Origin of the sequence: Roseibium sp. (genome assembly GCF_965233565.1) — a bacterium.
Classification (GTDB): domain Bacteria; phylum Pseudomonadota; class Alphaproteobacteria; order Rhizobiales; family Stappiaceae; genus Roseibium.
Genome location: NZ_OZ247494.1, coordinates 2,468,588 through 2,485,472 on the forward strand (window position 1 = coordinate 2,468,588; position 16,885 = coordinate 2,485,472).

19 protein-coding genes are annotated in these 16,885 nt (G+C 60.3%); 10 read left to right on the forward strand and 9 right to left on the reverse strand.

The genetic code is table 11. The features are described from left to right. Positions 1–125 precede the first annotated feature (125 nt). From efp to ACO6TG_RS11325, 7 genes are all read left to right on the forward strand, one after another. A complete protein-coding gene (gene efp, locus ACO6TG_RS11295; protein ID WP_094074798.1) occupies positions 126–689 on the forward strand; it encodes an elongation factor P in 564 nt (187 codons plus the stop codon). Positions 690–759: 70 nt separating this feature from the next. Beyond that, positions 760–1,566 (forward strand): inositol monophosphatase family protein, encoded by an 807-nt coding sequence (locus ACO6TG_RS11300; protein WP_422378263.1) that lies wholly within the window; start codon positions 760–762, stop codon positions 1,564–1,566. 285 nt (positions 1,567–1,851) lie between these two features. Continuing rightward, positions 1,852–2,841, forward strand: a complete 990-nt coding sequence (locus ACO6TG_RS11305; RefSeq protein WP_422378264.1) for a flagellar motor protein MotA — start codon at positions 1,852–1,854, stop codon at positions 2,839–2,841. A 15-nt stretch (positions 2,842–2,856) separates the two neighbouring features. Next, a complete protein-coding gene (locus tag ACO6TG_RS11310; protein ID WP_422378265.1) occupies positions 2,857–3,891 on the forward strand; it encodes a peptidoglycan -binding protein in 1,035 nt (344 codons plus the stop codon). 225 nt (positions 3,892–4,116) lie between these two features. Next, on the forward strand, positions 4,117–4,590 hold the full coding sequence (locus ACO6TG_RS11315; RefSeq protein ID WP_422378266.1) for a hypothetical protein: 474 nt from the start codon (positions 4,117–4,119) through the stop codon (positions 4,588–4,590). A 210-nt stretch (positions 4,591–4,800) separates the two neighbouring features. After that, a complete protein-coding gene (locus ACO6TG_RS11320; RefSeq protein WP_422378267.1) occupies positions 4,801–6,000 on the forward strand; it encodes a ChaN family lipoprotein in 1,200 nt (399 codons plus the stop codon). Position 6,001: 1 nt separating this feature from the next. Then, the gene (locus tag ACO6TG_RS11325; protein ID WP_422378268.1) at positions 6,002–8,002 is read left to right on the forward strand and encodes a M1 family metallopeptidase; all 2,001 of its coding nucleotides are present in this window, start codon (positions 6,002–6,004) and stop codon (positions 8,000–8,002) included. 32 nt (positions 8,003–8,034) lie between these two features. On the opposite strand, the gene ACO6TG_RS11330 is transcribed toward ACO6TG_RS11325, so the two are convergent. The 4 genes from ACO6TG_RS11330 to ACO6TG_RS11345 form a co-directional block, all read right to left on the reverse strand. Further along, positions 8,035–8,613: a dihydrofolate reductase family protein gene (locus tag ACO6TG_RS11330; protein ID WP_422378269.1), complete on the reverse strand. Its 579-nt coding sequence runs from the start codon at positions 8,611–8,613 to the stop codon at positions 8,035–8,037. Next, positions 8,610–9,068 (reverse strand): SRPBCC family protein, encoded by a 459-nt coding sequence (locus ACO6TG_RS11335; RefSeq protein WP_422378270.1) that lies wholly within the window; start codon positions 9,066–9,068, stop codon positions 8,610–8,612. Before ACO6TG_RS11335 ends, ACO6TG_RS11330 begins: the two co-directional genes overlap by 4 nt. Continuing rightward, positions 9,068–9,460: an ArsR/SmtB family transcription factor gene (locus ACO6TG_RS11340; RefSeq protein ID WP_422378271.1), complete on the reverse strand. Its 393-nt coding sequence runs from the start codon at positions 9,458–9,460 to the stop codon at positions 9,068–9,070. Before ACO6TG_RS11340 ends, ACO6TG_RS11335 begins: the two co-directional genes overlap by 1 nt. 114 nt (positions 9,461–9,574) lie before the next feature. Continuing rightward, positions 9,575–9,979, reverse strand: coding sequence for a response regulator transcription factor (locus ACO6TG_RS11345; protein WP_422378272.1), 405 nt, complete (start codon positions 9,977–9,979; stop codon positions 9,575–9,577). 14 nt (positions 9,980–9,993) lie between these two features. Here ACO6TG_RS11345 and ACO6TG_RS11350 point away from each other — a divergent pair, with 14 nt between their 5' ends. Next, entirely contained in the window at positions 9,994–10,356 is a 363-nt protein-coding gene (locus ACO6TG_RS11350; protein WP_422378273.1) for a nuclear transport factor 2 family protein, read from the forward strand. Positions 10,357–10,372: 16 nt separating this feature from the next. On the opposite strand, the gene ACO6TG_RS11355 is transcribed toward ACO6TG_RS11350, so the two are convergent. From ACO6TG_RS11355 to ACO6TG_RS11375, 5 genes are read right to left on the reverse strand one after another with little or no spacing between them, the layout of a single operon-like run. Next, positions 10,373–11,842: an aldehyde dehydrogenase gene (locus ACO6TG_RS11355; protein ID WP_422378274.1), complete on the reverse strand. Its 1,470-nt coding sequence runs from the start codon at positions 11,840–11,842 to the stop codon at positions 10,373–10,375. Between the two features lie 9 nt (positions 11,843–11,851). Further along, on the reverse strand, positions 11,852–12,886 hold the full coding sequence (locus ACO6TG_RS11360; RefSeq protein WP_422378275.1) for an LLM class flavin-dependent oxidoreductase: 1,035 nt from the start codon (positions 12,884–12,886) through the stop codon (positions 11,852–11,854). Between the two features lies 1 nt (position 12,887). Then, entirely contained in the window at positions 12,888–13,811 is a 924-nt protein-coding gene (locus ACO6TG_RS11365) for a flavin reductase family protein (RefSeq protein WP_422378276.1), read from the reverse strand. Beyond that, positions 13,808–14,587: an alpha/beta fold hydrolase gene (locus ACO6TG_RS11370; protein ID WP_422378277.1), complete on the reverse strand. Its 780-nt coding sequence runs from the start codon at positions 14,585–14,587 to the stop codon at positions 13,808–13,810. Before ACO6TG_RS11370 ends, ACO6TG_RS11365 begins: the two co-directional genes overlap by 4 nt. Next, positions 14,559–15,158, reverse strand: coding sequence for an amino acid synthesis family protein (locus ACO6TG_RS11375; protein ID WP_422378278.1), 600 nt, complete (start codon positions 15,156–15,158; stop codon positions 14,559–14,561). Before ACO6TG_RS11375 ends, ACO6TG_RS11370 begins: the two co-directional genes overlap by 29 nt. A gap of 116 nt (positions 15,159–15,274) precedes the next feature. On the opposite strand from ACO6TG_RS11375, the gene ACO6TG_RS11380 reads away from it, so the two are divergent. Beyond that, positions 15,275–16,129 (forward strand): LysR family transcriptional regulator, encoded by an 855-nt coding sequence (locus ACO6TG_RS11380; RefSeq protein WP_422378279.1) that lies wholly within the window; start codon positions 15,275–15,277, stop codon positions 16,127–16,129. Between the two features lie 31 nt (positions 16,130–16,160). After that, positions 16,161–16,853 (forward strand): M50 family metallopeptidase, encoded by a 693-nt coding sequence (locus tag ACO6TG_RS11385; RefSeq protein WP_422378280.1) that lies wholly within the window; start codon positions 16,161–16,163, stop codon positions 16,851–16,853. Positions 16,854–16,885 lie beyond the last annotated feature (32 nt).

Sequence of the window (16,885 nt, forward strand, 5' to 3'; positions counted from 1 at the left end):
CTTTTTTCCTTGAATTCAGCAGGGTTTTGTGGTGGACAGGCGCGAGCAATTTTCGGCGCCTCGGCCTCCGGCCGCAGTCCGCGCCGCTTTTCGAATCCAATACAAGTCAAGAAGTCGGTCGTTCCATGAAAATCAACGGAAACGAAATCAAGCCCGGTAACGTGCTGCAGCATCAGGACACCCTGTGGGCCGTGGTCAAGGTCCAGCACGTCAAGCCCGGCAAGGGTGGCGCCTTTGCCCAGGTCGAAATGAAGAACCTGCTGGACGGCCGCAAGTTGAACGAGCGTTTCCGTTCCGAAGACAAGGTCGAGCGCGTCCGCCTGGAACAGAAGGACTTTCAATACCTCTACACCCAGGACGACATGCTGATCTTCATGGACACGGAGACCTACGAGCAGCTTGAACTTCAGTCCGACTTTGTCGGCGACCGCGCTGCCTTCCTGCAGGATGGCATGATGGTGACCGTGGAACTGCACGAAGAGCGCCCGATCGGCATCACCTTGCCCCAGCACGTCACGCTGGAGATTTCCGAAGCCGATGCGGTCGTCAAGGGCCAGACCCAGTCGTCTTCCTACAAGCCCGCCTTGATGGAAAACGGCGTGCGCGTCATGGTTCCGCCCTTCATCACCGCCGGCGAGAAGATCATCGTCGACACCGGCACGCTGGAATATGTCCGCCGCGCGGACTGATCGCTGCCCCTCAATCTGATCTGGCGCGCCCGGAACCGTTCGGGCGCCGCCCAACAACAAGTGACAATCTATGGCCCGCACAGCTCTCCTCAACGTGATGACACAAGCCGCCATCAAGGCCGGACGTTCCCTCGTTCGTGACTTTGGCGAAGTGGAAAATCTTCAGGTATCCCGGAAGGGGCCCGGTGATTTCGTGTCAGCGGCAGACCGCAAGGCAGAAGAGATCGTGCGCGCGGAACTCACCAAGGCCCGGCCGACATTCGGCCTTGTCATGGAGGAAAGCGGCGAAGTTGAAGGGACGGACGGCCAGCACCGCTGGCATGTCGACCCGCTCGACGGCACAACCAACTTCCTGCACGGCATTCCGATCTTCTGCACCTCGATTGCGCTGGAGCGTGCCGGTGAAATTGTTGCCGCGGTCATTTTCAATCCGGTCATGGACGAACTTTACACCGCCGAACGCGGCCGCGGCGCGTTCCTGAACGACCGCCGCCTTCGTGTGGCCGGCCGTTCCGACCTGCACGATATGGTTTTTGGCACCGGCCTGCCCTTTATCGGCCGCGGCGACCATGGCCGCACCCTCAGGGAGCTGCGCTACATCATGCCGGAAGTTGCCGGTATCCGCCGCTGCGGTGCCGCAGCTCTCGACCTTGCCTGGACCGCGTCCGGTCGTCTCGACGGCTACTGGGAACGCGATCTGAATTCCTGGGACATCGCCGCCGGCATCCTGATGGTGCGCGAAGCTGGCGGTTTCGTCAGTGACCTCGCCGGCAAGAACAAGATGCTGGAAAGCGGCGACGTCGTTGTTGGCAACGAAGACGCCCACAAGCATCTGCTGCGTCTCCTGAAGCAGGCGGAAGCCCCCGCGAAGGGGTAAAAGGCCCCTTCCCTTGTCCGGTAAAATTCCCGCACATTCAGCGTCATCCTGAGGAGCCGCGCAGCGGTGTCTCGAAGGAGACGGCCACTTGTTCTGGAACGTGCGGCCGATCCTTCGAGACGGACCTGACGGTCCTCCTCAGGATGAGGTGGTGTGTTGGATAACGCTGTCGGAATTCGGCCTTTCCAGACTTTATTGCCTCTTCGGACCTTTAAGAGGTTTCCAAGCCGTTAAAAATCACGCTATCAATCAGTTACGTCCAATTCAGGTGATTGATAGAGCAATATGGCCCGTGAATTTGACCCCTACAGCCTGTCCAGTCCGCGGGCCTATCTGACATTCATGATCATCTTTCTGGTGATCGTTGCCTTCATCGCCTTTATCCTGTTCTCGCAGATTTCGATTGCGTTCATGAGCAATCCCGGCCTCAACGGGCTGATCGTGCTGGTCGGGGTGTTCGGGGTCCTGCTGCTGTTTGGCCGCGTGATCCGCCTGTTTCCGGAAATCTCCTGGGTCAACAGTTTCCGTATCGGTGACCCGGCGCTCGACACGCGCTCGCCGGTGCTGCTGGCTCCGATGGCTGCACTTTTGGGCAACAAGGCCGGTGATATGGCGCTGACGCCGACAACTGCCCGCTCGATCCTTGATTCCATCGGCATGCGTCTTGAGGAGAGCCGCGAGATCTCCCGCTATCTGACCGGCCTTCTGGTGTTTCTCGGCCTGCTGGGCACCTTCTGGGGTCTGCTTCAGACCGTCAGCTCGGTTGGTGCCACCATCCAGTCGCTGGATGTCGGCTCAGGCGATGCCAACGTCATCTTCGAAGACCTGAAAGCTGGCCTTGAGGCCCCGCTCTCGGGCATGGGCACAGCGTTTTCGTCCTCGCTTTTCGGCCTGACAGGCTCGCTGGTGCTCGGCTTTCTCGACCTGCAGGCAGGCCAGGCCCAGAACCGTTTTTACAATGAGCTGGAAGACTGGCTCTCCACCGTCACGGACATCGATCCGGAAGACGGCATGTTCAGCGCCAGCGACTCGCCCGGCGTGGAGCAAATTCAGGCTTCGATCGGCGCACTGCAAAAGAGCGTTGAAGAAGGTGGCAGCAAGAATGCGGCCCAGGCCATGGCCAATCTGGCCGAAGGCATCCAGGGTCTGGTCAAGCATGTCCGCTCCGAACAGCAGATGATGCGTGACTGGGCCGAGTCCCAGGGTGAACAGCAGAAACGGATCGAGGGTCTGTTGACCTCGATTTCCGCCGCCTTCGACCGGGCCAAGGAATAACAAGGAGCAGCGACGATGGCAGGAGGCTTGCGCGCCCGCCGCCGCGGACAGGCGACCGACTACTGGCCTGGCTTTGTCGATGCCATGGCAACGCTCCTGCTCGTCATCATCTTCCTGCTCTCGATCTTCATGATCGCCCAGTTTTTCCTGTCCCAGCAGCTGTCCGGCCGCGACACGGTGCTGAACCGGCTCAACGCCCAGATCAGCGAACTGACCGAGTTGCTGGCGCTGGAACGCGCCAACTCAGGCGAACTCGAAGACACGATCCTTGGCCTTCAGGCCAGCCTGTCGGATGCCGAAGCCGAACAGTCCCGCCTGCTCGGCCTTCTGGAAAGCAGTTCCGGTGCCGCCGATGCGGCCGGCGGTCGGGCCACCCAGCTTGAAAACCTGCTCGACGACGAACGCCAGATCAGCCAGGAAGCCCTTGCCCAGGTGGAACTGCTGAACCAGCAGATCGCCGCCCTGCGCCGCCAGATCGCGGCAGCCAACGCCGCGCTGGAAGCCTCCGAGGCCAAGGAGGCGGACAGCCAGGCCAAGATTGCCAGCCTCGGCAAACGCCTCAATGCCGCACTGGTTCAGCGGGTCCAGGAACTGTCCCGCTACCGCTCCGATTTCTTCGGCCGTCTGCGCGAGATCCTCTCCCAGCGCTCCGACATTTCCGTGGTCGGCGACCGTTTCGTGTTCCAGTCGGAGGTCCTGTTCGACAGTGGCCAGGAAGACATCAATCCGGCCGGCCAGGAGGAACTGGACAAACTAGCCGAGGCCATCCAGGAGCTCAGCGCCCAGATCCCGGACGAGATCAGCTGGGTGCTGCGCGTTGATGGTCACACGGATGCGCGCCCGCTTTCCGGCACAGGCCGCCTGCGTAACAACTGGGAACTGTCCGCCGCCCGCGCGATTTCGGTGGTGCGGTATCTCATTGAAAAGGGCGTCGATCCCAAACGGCTTGTTGCAGCCGGGTTTGGGGAATTCCAGCCGCTGGAAGACGGCGAGACGCCAGAGGCGCTGGCCAAAAACCGGCGCATCGAGCTGAAACTGACCGAACGGTGAGACACCCGTCCCGCATTGGCTGGGGAGCGTGTTCTTAACCCGTGTGGCCTGTCGCGATTGACCGATTTTCCGGCAGCAGCGCTCCGGACAACATACCTGCACAAACCAGGCTGGCATCATGAGCCTTGATGGCTTGCCCTGAATTAGAGGCAAACAGTGAATGCTCTCTTGAGATGCCTTTCGATCGCAATATGTCTGATCGCTGGACCAGGTCAGGCAGAAGAAATGCGCCTGAGCAGACTTGTCGACTCGACTCTTTTCAAGAACCTTCTCGATCAGGGAATCTGGTCGGCAGACGTTACACAGACGTCAATCGAATATCGTTGCCTGGCCTGCCAGAAACCAGTGGCAGCCAAACTCGAAATTATCAGCCCATACACAAAGGCATCATTTGCCTCTCCGGGAAGCAGGTTTCTTGCCGAGCGAAAGGTCTTTTGCGCACGGCTGGTCACCGAGCCGGATGGACGTTGCATGAACTTTTTTCCTGTTTCCATGCGAGGCGGTGCCTTAAAGGGATTTCAGGCCGAACATGAGATGCATGGTCAACGGCAAATCCAGATTGTCCTGTTTGTCAGCGAGCGGCCCCTTGGTCCTGAATTGATCCAAGTTACAATCTTTGCCGATGCCGATACGGAATTACCCTCTGGCACGATAGAAATGTTTCGTTGGCATATGGCGCGACTGACTGCCATTTGGTGAGACGGCACGCAGCTCCATTGCTTCACATTCGTTGTCAATCCACCGTGACGCATCATACGTAGCAAATGTGAATGCGGACTTCGTTCGATCGAGTAGACTGGATATCAACCGGTGACAGAAAATCACAACCATCACACGCCCACGGCTCTGAGACGAAGCCTCTGGTTCATTTCGGTCTGTTTTTGCTCCGTCTTGTGGTCGTCAGCAGCTATGTCGACGGAACAGGTGAGCCAAGGCATTGACGTGGAAACGGGATGTCAGGCTACCGGCCATTGGCTTGATCCCGAGACCCGGCAAACGCTTGATTCAAGCGAAACCCTGAAACAGGCGGCCAATCCCGGTGTCGTGCTCCTTGGCGAATCCCACACCTCCCGGGAAGACCACCTCTGGCAGCTTCAGACCGTGGCCGGGCTGCATGCTTATCATCCACAGATGGTCATTGGCTTTGAAGCGTTCCCGAGGGAAGTCCAGCCCGTCCTGGACGAATGGTCGGCCGGAAAGCTCTCGCGGCAGGCGTTTCTGAAGAAGGTACGCTGGAGCGAGGTCTGGGGCTATGACGCCGATTTCTACATGCCCCTGTTTGAGTTTGCCCGACAGAACCGCCTGCCGATGATTGCCCTGAACGTCGATAGGGGGCTCGTCTCCCGTGTCGGACGTGAGGGTTGGGACGCCATTCCCGCCGCTGACCGTGAGGGCCTCGGCGACCCGGCCGAAGCCAGTGCCGATTACCGGGAGGCGCTCGCCCGCGTGTGGGCGACCAAGGCTGCTCTCAGACACGGGTCAGCCGCGCCCGGTGATGACAAGGCGGCTCCGGCGAGCGCGGCCCCAAGCATCGAAGACATCCTGAAAGACCCCGGCTTTGTAAGGTTCGTTGAGGCACAGCTGACCTGGGACCGGGCGATGGCGGAGGCACTGGCAGATGCCCGGCAGACTGACCAGGACGCTCTCGTTGTTGGCATTTTGGGACGCGGCCATGTCGAACATGGCTATGGCGTGCCGCACCAGCTTGCGGATCTCGGCACGGATCCCGTGACGCGTTTCCTGCCGGTCCGAACCGGAGAAGATTGCGCAGCGGTTGAGCCAACGCTGGCGGAGGCAGTGTTCCTCGTTGATGATCGAGCCTCTGATGCAGATCCAGCCGACAGGCCGCGCCTCGGCGTTTTCATCGAGACCGCAGATGATGGCGGCGTCCGGTTGCTGGAAATCGTTGACGACAGCATTGCCGCAGCAGCGGAGCTGACGGCGGGGGACGTCATCATTGAAGCCGCCGGTGTCGAACTGAAGACATCAGCCGATCTGGTGGAGGTGGTCTCACGCCAGGCGCCGGGCACATGGCTGCCACTCGCCGTGTTGCGCGACGGGGACCGGCTGGAGCTTGTGGCCAAGTTTACAATGAAGTCGGACGAGTAGCGTGTTCAGGGCCGCTTTCCTTGTCCTGATCCTCGGGGTTCTGTCCCTCCCGCCGGCAGACGCGTCCGGGCCTGCAGCGCCAACACATCACGATCTTGTGGTTCAGCTGGACCCGGCGTCCCGCTCCCTCACTGTGACAGACGAAATCACGGTGGAAGGGCGCACGCGGCTTTTCCTGCGGTTTGCGGACTGGATGGTCCTTGAAGAAATCAGTTTAAACGGCAAACCGATAGACGAGGTGACGCGGGCGGACGGTGTTGTTGTGCCACTTGCAAACGCTGACGCTCAAACGGTTACCGTGCGGCTTCGCGGAGAGGTCCCGGGGCTGGAACAAGGCGACCGGGGCCGGGATTTGCCTGATGCCTTTGCTGGGCCGGAAGGCGCTTTTCTGTCGGGTTACGCTGGCTGGTTTCCCTATGTCGGCGACAAGGTGATCAGCTATCGGCTGGACATCTCGGTGCCAGCTCCCTTTCGGGCCGTGTCCTTCGGTGCGCTGAGCGCTGAAACCACAGGAAACAATGGCAACAGAGCCGTTTTTGAGCAGGCTCTCTCGCTGGAACCTCCTTCACTGTTCGTTGGCCCCTATGAGATTGGTGAAAGTCATGTTGGCAGCACACGTCTGCGAACCTATTTTCCGGAACATCTGAAAACGTATTCCGACCGGTATCTGGATACCTCCGGCAAGTACCTGGCAGACTTCAGCAACAAGATCGGGGCCTATCCCTTCGAGGACTTCCACATCATCTCGTCGCCGCTGCCTGTGGGGCTCGGTTATCCCAATCTGACCTATATCGGTGAGATGATCGTGCCGCTGCCTTTCATGCAGGGGCAGTCCCTTGCCCATGAGATCCTGCACAACTGGTGGGGCAATGGGGTCCAGGTCGACTATGGCAGCGGCAACTGGGCGGAAGGTCTGACCACCTACATGGCCGATTACGGCCTTGCCCGTGACAAGGGGATGGACGCAGCCCGCCAGATGCGCCTTGGCTGGTTGCGTGACTATGCAGCGCTGCCCGCCAGGCGTGACCAGGCGGTCAACCGTTTCATCAGCAAGCGGCATCAGGCAGCCCAGGTCATCGGCTACAACAAGACCGCCCACATCTTCCACATGCTGGAAGGCGAAATCGGCGCGAGTGGCTTCTCCGAAGGCATTCGCCGGTTCTGGACCGAACACCAATTCAAGATTGCCGGCTGGTCCGACCTTCAAGACGCCTTTGAAGCCACGTCCGGCAGGGATCTTGCCTGGTTCTTCGATCAATGGATTACACAGCCGGGAGCACCCTCGATTGCCGTTGCTGATGTCACGACCGCCCGTGAAAATGATACCTATCTCACCTCCCTGACGGTGAAACAGTCTGAGCCAGCCTATAGGCTGCGCCTGCCAATTGATCTCGAAACGACTGCCGGTGTCGTTCGGCACCATGCCGAGATCGATGGCCCATCGACAACGCTCCGATTTGAAACGAACGATCAGCCGACACGCATCAGCCTCGACCCGGACTTTGATCTCTTCCGGCGCCTCCTGCCGGGCGAAAGCCCGCCGATCCTGCGCGATGTTACCCTGGCCGCCGCGGTCGATGTTGTAGTGCTCGACAGCAGCCTTTCAGCGGACGCGGCAATGTCAGTCGTCCCTCGCATGGTGGATCGGGGCGCAAAACTGCGCCTGGCGAAGAACTATCAGGCCAACGACCGTCCGGCGCTTGTCTTTGGCACACGAGACCGGCTGGAGCGGTTTGCGGCCACTCACGGGCTGGAACGATTGCCGGCTTCCGCCATGGACGCAGAGGCGGCAGCCTGGGTCGACAAAACGGCGTCTGGCGCGTCCGTCCTGCTGATATCCGTCAACCTTCCTGAAGACCTTCAGGCCGTCAGCCGGGCACTCAGGCATTATGGCCGCCAGAGCTTTGTAATCTTTGCTGACGGTCGTGCCGTGGACCGCGGCATCTGGCCGAGCGGCGAGAGCCCTCTTTCCATTGCGTTGCCCGAAGACGGAGCCAGGTGACTGAGCATGGTCTCGGCGACGGGATTTTTGTCTTAAGTCCGTCGATAGATGCTCATGACAGGGCCGCCGGGACTGGCTTCCGTTTTCTTGAGTTTTAGCGTCCGGCGGCGCGCATTGCTGCCAAAAAGCCGTTTGCCTGCTCCCGCGACGACCGGAAAGGTCCAGATCCGGAATTCATCGATCAGGTCTTTCGAGAGGAGAGACTGGATCAGCGCCCAGCTGCCATGGATCTGCAGCAACGGACCTTCTTGCGCCTTCAACTGCGCGATCTCGCGGAACACATCGCCGGAGATGGCCTTTGAGTTGCTCCAGGCAAGATCCGTTGTCCGGGAGGTGACCACGTATTTCCGGGCTTCGTTCATCGCCCTTGCGGCCGGATCTTGCGGCTGGTTCGGCCAATGGCCGGCAAACAGATCATAGGTCTTGCGGCCGAACAGCATGTCATAGCGTTCCGTCATGGCTTCCCGCTGCACATGGTCCATCACACCGTTCCAGTAGGGCGCTGCCCAACCGCCATCCTCAAATCCGTATGATTTGTCTTCCTCCGGCTGGCTTGGCGCCTGCATCACACCGTCGAGCGTGACGAAGGTCAGCGCGGCTATGTCTCTCATTGGTTCGTCTCCTTTTCCAGGAACACCACCAGTCGGATCAGAGTTGCGTCCCAACCGTCTTCATGAACCGTGCAGGCTGTGTCACTCGGTATTCCCTCATGAATGATGACCACATCCGTACCGGTGTCCTTGGCAAGAAAACGGAACGTAACGGTCATCGGGATGCCGGCCAGTGGATCGGGTGCCTGCCAGATCCAGGACAAGACGATCTGACCGGGCGATTCGATCTTTTCGAATGTGCCGGCAACAACAGCTTCACGCCCTTCCGGCATCAGGTAACGCAACCGGAACCGGCCCATCGGGACAAAGTCGTATTCCAGAGCGTCGACGCTGATCTCGTCACTTGGCGTAAACCACAAGGTGAGCGTCTCCGCGCTAGCAAAGGCGTCGAAGATCTTGTTGCGGTCCGCCCTGATATGACGCCGGACGATCAAGGGAACAGGACTGTCGGCCATCACGTTTCCTTATCCGTCTCGGGTGCGGTGACGAACTGTTCCAGGCGTAGCAATGTGCCTTCCCAGAAGCTTCTGTGCCGCCCGATCCAGTCTTCGGCTTCCTTCAGCGGCGCGGTTTCCAGATGAAATCGGTGTACCCTGCCTTCTACCTGCCGTCGAACAAGCCCTGCCTGTTCCAGCACCTTGAGATGTTTTGAGATCGTCGGCTGGGCAACGTTGAAAGGAGCACGCAATTCGTTTGCCGAAAGCGCTCCCTGGCTGGCCAGCATTGAAATCATCTGTCGCCGGGTGCCATCCCCCAGCGCGTGGAAAGCCCGATCCAACGGAACCTGATATTGAATAGCCATTTGGCTATATAATATCAGCAAGCGGGACCGGTCAAGCTCATTCAAGCACGCAGCTTTGGCAATTGCGAAAGACAGACCATTTGGAGCGGACACGCCGAAACAAGGCGCGCCATTTGACCTATCCATCTTCAGATGGATTGCCCTTCCCCAGCAGCCTGACTAGCTTTTGGCAACACCCCTTGCAGCGGCCATGACGGCCGCGCGAGTGGGCAATTTCAGACGTTCCAGGATGGCGTGGACATGATCCTTCACGGTGGCAACGGAAATCCCAAGCGCCCTTGCGATCTCCTTGTTGGATCGTCCGGCAATCAGATGTTCGGCCACCATGCGCTGGCGCGGCGTCAAAGGGTCAAGCAGACAACCTGGCGATGGCTCCTCGGAAACTGTTACGAGGGGAGCCCCAAGGATTGCGCTGGCCTCAAGATCAATCTTCAAATGGGTTCCGGGTCTTGCCAGGGGAGCCAGAGCCTCAAGCGCTTTTGCCGGCATCGCCTGCTTGGGGTCACCGGTCAGGTCGTCCAGCGCTGTGGCCAGCGCATCAAGCATTTTTGGATCAACGGACATGAAAGGACTTCCCCATGAACAGCATGCCTCTGGAGATCACTAATTTTTTCCTTGCAATGCAAGCCGGTCCGTCTGGCCAGGAGCTTCTGGGCGCCCTTTTCACGGATGACGCTGAATATGCGGAGCCTTTTTCCGGACAAGATGAACCTCATCGCGGCCGTGACGCCATTCTTGCTGCTTTTGCAGGCAGCCGCACGGAGGATTTCGACGATGCCGTCATCCATCTCGGATCGGTCGAAATTGCCGGCGAGACAATCACCGTGGCCTGGACCTGCTATTCCAGGGCGATCCCGGGTGGTCAGGGAAGCGGCAAAAACATCTTCCGGCTTGAGAACGGCAAGATCGTTTCCCTTACCACAACGCTCGACATGCCCTGACCTCAGCGTGCTTGCGTCATCGCATGACAAACGGATTGGCCATCGGCGCGCCCGAGGTGTTGATCCAGGTGGTCTTGGTCCGGGTGTAGTCCAGCACCGCCTCCAGCCCTCCTTCCCGGCCATAGCCGGACTGGTTATAGCCGCCGAAAGGCGCGATCGGCGAGATCGCGCGATAGGTGTTCACCCAGCAGATGCCGGCGCGCAGCCGCGAGGAGACCCGGTGCGCCCGGGCAACGTCCCGCGTGAAAACACCCGAGGCCAGTCCATAGTCGGACTTGTTGGCCAAGGCGATGGCCTCGTCCTCCGTGTCAAAGGGCATCAGCGACATCACTGGACCGAACATCTCCACGTTTAGCGTCTCGATGTCCGCTGAGGGACACTCAACCAGAGTGGGGGCCATGTAGTTGCCCGGCTGATCGAGCGGCACGCCGCCAAAATGTATCGAAGCCCCCTGTGCCTGCGCTTTCTCCAGCGTCTCCCTGATCCTCTCAACCTGGGTCTTCGTGCAAAGCGGCCCGACATGCGTTGCCGCATCCAGCGGGTTTCCGACGCGGATACCGGATGCCTTTTCCTTGATGCGGGCAACGAGCGCATCAAAGATGCCGCGTTGAACGAGGCCACGTGAGCCGGCAACACAGCTTTGTCCGGATGCGCCGAAATTGCCGGCAATCAGACCGTTGGCCGCCCCGTCCAGATCCGCGTCGTCAAACACCAGCACCGGGGACTTGCCGCCCAGCTCCAGCGAGGTGACGGCGAAGTTTTCAGCCGAATTACGCACCACATGTCGCGCCGTTTCCGGACCGCCGGTAAAGGCGATCCGGTCGATGTCCGGATGACGTGTCAACGGGATGGCGCAGTTTTCCGCATCTCCCGTGATGACCGAAACCACCCCGGGCGGAAAGCCGGCCTCTTCGGCGAGCGAGGCAAATTCAAGCATCGGCACCGGCGCCATCTCTGACGCTTTCAGGATGACGCAACACCCTGCTGCAAGCGCTGGCCCCAGTTTCGTCGCCGTTAAAAACATCTGTGCGTTCCACGGCACGATGGCCGCAACCACGCCGATGGGTTCGCGCTTGGTGAAGACATGCATGTCCGGCTTGTCGATCGGCAGGACTGCCCCTTCGATCTTGTCGGCAAGCCCGGCATAATAGCGATAGAAGTCGCCGACATAACTGGTCTGACTGAGTGTTTCGGCCAGGAGCTTGCCGCTATCGGCCGTTTCCAGCCGGCCAAGTTTTTCCGCATTCGCCTCGATCAGGTCGGCCAGACGGTGCAGCAGCTTGCCGCGCGCGGTTTGCGTCATGTCACGCCAGGCCGGGTCGTTCAGGGCGCGGCGCGCGGCCGCAACGGCAGCCTCGACGTCTTCCGGCGAGGCACAGGCAAAGGTTGCCCACGCTTCCCCGGTCGACGGATCTTCGGTGGTCATCACCTGGCCCTGTGCGCCCTCGCGCCGTTTGCCGTCGATGTAAAGCTGATAATGCTGCATCACTCCCCCTCAGCCGAAGGCCGGCATGACGTCTTCGATGAACCGGGTCAGCGAGGCTTTCTTGCGCTCAAAGCTCATGCCGCTGTCGATCCAGAACGAATACTCGTCATAACCAAGATCCTCGTAGCGCTTGATGCGGTCAATCACTTCCTGCGCCGTGCCGACAGTGAGATCCCGCGCCATGTTCTCCGGCGCCATCATGGCGTTGCCCGCAATTTCATGGTCGCCGAGTTCCTCGATCAGGCCCTGGCGCACCGGCCGCTTGTTCTGGAACCAGGCGCCGAAATAGCAATAGAAGCGGGACAGTTCCTGAGCAGCGAGTTCCACGTCATCCGCATCGCTGGCCACATAGGTGTGATGCAGCAGCATGATTTTCGGTCGCGGCCCGTCATGGCCGGCGCAGGCAGCGTTAAACCGTTCCATCAGGGTCTCGATTTCTTGCATACCTTGCCAGAGTGGCGTCACCTGGATGTTGAAACCGTTGTGAACCCCGAATTCGTGGCTGTTCGGATCACGTGCGGCGATCCAGATCGGCGGACCGTTCTCCTGCAGAGGTTTGGGCGCGGAGGTGGAGGCCGGGAACTGGAAATAGGCCCCTTCATGGGCGCAGTCTCCCTGCCAGAGTTTCGGGATCAACGGTGCGGTCTCGCGCATGCGCTGCCCCGCCTCCCAGGCGTCCATACCGGGCATCAGGCGTTCATATTCATACGAATAGGCCCCGCGCGCGATGCCAAGCTCGAGCCGGCCACCGGTCATCAGGTCTGCGGCGGCGGCTTCCCCGGCCAGCTTGATCGGGTGCCAGAACGGCGCAATCACGGTGCCGGTGCCCAGGCGGACATTCTTCGTGTGATGCGCAAGGTCAACGAGCGACATGAACGGGTTCGGCGCGATGGTGAATTCCATGCCGTGGTGTTCACCGGTCCAGATGGCGCGCATGCCACCCTCATCGGCAAGCCGGCACAGGGACAGAAAGTCCTCGTAGAGCTGGTCATGCGGCTGGTCTGGCGTCAACCGCTCCATATGGGCAAACAGGGAAAACTCCATGTCAGGCGCCTCCGCTCAGTGTGTGGATCTCTCCCGAGGCGCTGTCCCCGAGATAGAGATTGAAATTCTGATTGGCCGTTTCCCTGGCAAACCGGGTCAACATGCTGGTAACCGCCGGTGAAGCGCAGGAAATCCCGGACAGCTGGTCGATCTCGACCGCGACCAAAGGGCTGTCCGCTGCGACCTCAAGCACTTCTGCCAGGAGATAGGCAAAATGCGACGACTGCTCCGGATCCTCGAAAACCGAATAGACAGGTCCGAGCCGGGCCCCGACGCCAAGCCGCTTGAGCTCCAAATTCAAGGTGTCGCGCGCTGCTGCTTTTTCCTGAACGGCACAGGAGGGCGGACGGAGTCCCTCCGGTGTCTGCTCCAGGAGCACTTTGTTTCCGAACTTGAGAATGGTCCCGGCAACATTCCGCCTTGCCGCCGGGTCCCGGGTGCTGTGCTCCAGACCCAGGGTGAAGAACTGGCCGCCGGCATAACCAAGCCCTGCCCCCGGTTCCTGGTCGAAACCGGTCACTTCACCCATCAGGATCACGTGATCCCCGGCGGGCACAACCTTGTGTGTCTTGCAGGAAAACCGGGCGAGTGCGCCAGAAATGACCGGCACGCCATGTGCATCCGGCGCGTGGTCCACCTGCGCGAACCGGTCTCCCTTGTACCCGGCAAAGGTATTGGCCACAAACCTTTGGTCTTCCGACAGCACGCTCACGCAAAAGCGCTCGCAGGACAGAAAGCTCTCATAGCTCGACAGAAACTTGCCCGGGCAGACCAGCAAAAGCGGTGGGTCCAGCGACACGGAAGAAAAGGAATTTGCCGTGAAGCCGACCGGCTGTCCGTTTTCGTCCAGAGTGGTCACCACCGTGACGCCGGTCATGTAGCGTCCGAAGGCATCGCGCAGGCTGCGCGGATCAACAGTCCTCATGTCAGGCACTCCGTTGCAAACGCTTGAATGGCCGCCGTCACCTCAGCCGCATGGGTCATGGGCATCATGTGGGCGGCATCCGCCAGGACCCTGCATCGGCCGTCGGCTGCCAGGGCCGCCATCGCCTCCGACATGGCCGGCGTGGAATTGGGCTCCTCCCCCCCGGTCATGAACAGAGCAGGACAGGTGAGTGACCGGAGACCGGCATCACTTGGTCCGTCCTCGCTGGCAAAAACCCTATAGGCGTGCCGATAGCCTTCCGGATCCACTGACCCTAGCCAGCCGGCACAGGCGTTCCGTTCGGGCGAGGCCCGGTCGCCGAACCATCGCGTCAGGGTCGGCTCGGGGTCGGGCACACGGACGCCGTCAAGTTGGCCTGCCCGATGGCGAACAGCCTCGCCGGCTGCAGCGGTTCGGCGGTAGATGGCATTCAGCGCCACCACGCCGCGCACAGCGTCCGGAGAGCGGATCGCCAGATCCAGCGCGATCATCGCGCCCATGGAATGACCAACCAGAACCGTGTCCCGGTGGAGCAACCCGGCAAGTCGATCGCTGAACGCCTGAAGCGTCGGCTCCTCCGCAAATCCGTCGCTCTCGCCGTGACCGGCAAGGTCCGGTGCGACGACGTCAAAAGCCCGGGCAAGACCGGAGACCTGTCCGTTCCAGGCCTCGGCGCGCAGCCCAACCCCGTGGATCAAAACCAGACGCGGGCCATCTCCTTCACCGAAAAAGGCTGTGCTGCCGATCCTAGATCGCGGCCGGGTTGTCCAGGTCATGACCCATCTCTTTCAGATCCTGGTAGCGATCGCCGATGCGGTGAAACGGCCGACCCGATGTGGCCCCGGCAAGCGCCACGACAATTTCATCTGCCCGCGGCGCATCGGGCACCGAAAACTGCAGTGTCAGATAATGGGAGCGGCGACCTGCATCATTCTTGTCCATCAGGGGGATCGAGACCGGCGCATTTGCCGGACCACGCGTGTTGGTAAAAGCCAGGTAGGATTTGGCACCGACGGCCTCGCGAAAATGATTGCCGAAACGCAGCGTGTGGATCAGCGCGGACGCATGCTCGATCTCTCCGTCCAGACCGACAACAGCGGCCTTACCATAAGCTTCGATGGCCTCTCCGCCGCCCGCGAGCTTCAGCATTCTCTCGGTCAGCAGGGCGCCAAGTTCCGGACCATAGGCGGCGATCTCCGACTTGAGATCCTCCACAAAACGCCCGGACCAGGGATTTCGGACAATCGCGGCAACGCCGAACATGCACCAGGGTGCCTCGGTTTTCCGAAAACCTTCGATCAGGGTTTCCTCTTCATAGGTGACGATTTTTCTGATGTCCGGCCGCATTCCGGCTCCCTCTTCGCATTGGCCTTTGTTCAGAAAACTATCGGTGCGGTTGACTTCCGGCACAAACGAATGATTTTGACCCAATTGCATTAGCTCAACTAATGGGAAACTTGACCATGAGCAAAGCACTGCCTCCCTTGAACTGGTTCCGGGCCTTTGAGGCCGCGGCCAGACACCTGAGTTTCACGGCGGCGGCCGAGGAAATCGGCATGACGCAGTCTGCAGTCAGTCAGCAGATCAAATCGTTGGAAGTCCGACTTGGCGTACCCCTGTTCGAGCGCAAACCAAGAAGTCTGGCCCTGACGGATCATGGCCGGCGCCTCCTGCCGCAGGTCGATGCGGCGCTCGAAACCCTGTCAGCCGCCACGGGCGCCTTCTTTACGGACCAGCCGGCCAGGCTTCTGACAGTGTCGGCCTCTGTCAGCGTCCTGCAATGGGTCATCGCCCCCTTGCTGCCGCGCTTTCGGGCAGAGCACCCGGACCTGTCGCTGCGGTTCATCAGCGCCATCTGGCCCGACGAATTCAGCCGCACGCTTGCCGATATCGAGATCCGTTTCGGATCCAGGAAACAGGCCGCGCCGAAGGCCGTTCCACTCGGCTCCAACAAGCTGATTGCACTGAAGCCGAAAAACGTCGCGGTGCCCTTCGAAGAAATGCCGCTGATAGATGCAATCGGCATTTCCGGTGGCTGGCCGGCGTGGGGCAAGGCGACAGGCAGCCCTGTTCAGTCGCCATCGATTTTTGTGGATTCTTATGGCGCCGCCCTGGATCTGGCCGTTCAGGGAAACGGTGCCTGCCTGGTCAATGAGTTGCTGTCCCGGCACCCCTTGCAACACGGCTTGATTGCCCGTGTTTCGGACGTGCTGATCGACGCCAAGGAAGGCTATTTTCTGTCTTGCAACAGTGACACCGAAGACGCCAGAACCTTCACCGGCTGGTTGACCGGCGTTGCGGCCGGCAAGACAGCTTGACTTTTCGCACCATGCGATGGTCTTTCAGCACATGCAGATCCTGAAAGGCCACTGGCAACTCATCCTGATCACCCTGGTGCTGTTCCTGTTCTGGAACACGGTGTTCGTGATTCCACTCAAGATTCTCATCGTCTATCTGCATGAATTGGCCCATGCCCTGGCGGCAATTCTGACCGGCGGTTCCGTCGACGAGATTTCGCTCTCACCCAATCAGGGCGGTCATGTCATTGCCCGGGGCGGCAACCGCTTCATCACGCTGACGGCGGGCTATCTCGGTTCTCTCCTGTTTGGTGTCGCCCTGCTGCTGCTGGCCTTGAAAACGGAAGCAGACCGCATGGTGCTGGGTGTGCTTGGCGGCCTCACGCTGGTTGTCACGGCGCTTTACATCCGCGACTGGTTCGCGCTCGCGTTCTGCCTCGCGACCGGCATCGCCATGCTGGCCGCCGCGCGCTATCTCAGCGTCCAGGCCAACGACCTGATCCTGAGGGTCATCGGCCTGTCGAGCATACTCTATGTGCCATACGACATTTTCGACGACACGATCCGCCGCTCGGGCCTCCGCTCCGACGCCTATATGCTGGCGGAAGAATTCGGCGGCCCGACGGTCTTCTGGGGCGGCCTGTGGCTGGCAGCGAGCCTGGCCATCATCTATTACTGCCTGCGCCACGGCCTTGGCGAAAACAGCAACATGTCATTTTCCGGCAAACGCAAAAGCGAAGACTAGAGGGGCTGATATCTCGCCAGAACCGACATGAT

Excerpts from the sequence above, each read along its gene's own strand:
- efp (WP_094074798.1), top strand. The coding sequence starts at position 126 with ATGAAAATCAACGGAAACGAAATCAAGCCCGGTAACGTGCTGCAGCAT.
- ACO6TG_RS11300 (WP_422378263.1), top strand. The coding sequence starts at position 760 with ATGGCCCGCACAGCTCTCCTCAACGTGATGACACAAGCCGCCATCAAG.
- ACO6TG_RS11305 (WP_422378264.1), top strand. The coding sequence starts at position 1,852 with ATGGCCCGTGAATTTGACCCCTACAGCCTGTCCAGTCCGCGGGCCTAT.
- ACO6TG_RS11310 (WP_422378265.1), top strand. The coding sequence starts at position 2,857 with ATGGCAGGAGGCTTGCGCGCCCGCCGCCGCGGACAGGCGACCGACTAC.
- ACO6TG_RS11315 (WP_422378266.1), top strand. The coding sequence starts at position 4,117 with ATGCGCCTGAGCAGACTTGTCGACTCGACTCTTTTCAAGAACCTTCTC.
- ACO6TG_RS11320 (WP_422378267.1), top strand. The coding sequence starts at position 4,801 with ATGTCGACGGAACAGGTGAGCCAAGGCATTGACGTGGAAACGGGATGT.
- ACO6TG_RS11330 (WP_422378269.1), bottom strand. The coding sequence starts at position 8,613 with ATGAGAGACATAGCCGCGCTGACCTTCGTCACGCTCGACGGTGTGATG.
- ACO6TG_RS11335 (WP_422378270.1), bottom strand. The coding sequence starts at position 9,068 with ATGGCCGACAGTCCTGTTCCCTTGATCGTCCGGCGTCATATCAGGGCG.
- ACO6TG_RS11345 (WP_422378272.1), bottom strand. The coding sequence starts at position 9,979 with ATGTCCGTTGATCCAAAAATGCTTGATGCGCTGGCCACAGCGCTGGAC.
- ACO6TG_RS11350 (WP_422378273.1), top strand. The coding sequence starts at position 9,994 with ATGAACAGCATGCCTCTGGAGATCACTAATTTTTTCCTTGCAATGCAA.
- ACO6TG_RS11355 (WP_422378274.1), bottom strand. The coding sequence starts at position 11,842 with ATGCAGCATTATCAGCTTTACATCGACGGCAAACGGCGCGAGGGCGCA.
- ACO6TG_RS11360 (WP_422378275.1), bottom strand. The coding sequence starts at position 12,886 with ATGGAGTTTTCCCTGTTTGCCCATATGGAGCGGTTGACGCCAGACCAG.
- ACO6TG_RS11365 (WP_422378276.1), bottom strand. The coding sequence starts at position 13,811 with ATGAGGACTGTTGATCCGCGCAGCCTGCGCGATGCCTTCGGACGCTAC.
- ACO6TG_RS11370 (WP_422378277.1), bottom strand. The coding sequence starts at position 14,587 with ATGACCTGGACAACCCGGCCGCGATCTAGGATCGGCAGCACAGCCTTT.
- ACO6TG_RS11375 (WP_422378278.1), bottom strand. The coding sequence starts at position 15,158 with ATGCGGCCGGACATCAGAAAAATCGTCACCTATGAAGAGGAAACCCTG.
- ACO6TG_RS11380 (WP_422378279.1), top strand. The coding sequence starts at position 15,275 with ATGAGCAAAGCACTGCCTCCCTTGAACTGGTTCCGGGCCTTTGAGGCC.
- ACO6TG_RS11385 (WP_422378280.1), top strand. The coding sequence starts at position 16,161 with ATGCAGATCCTGAAAGGCCACTGGCAACTCATCCTGATCACCCTGGTG.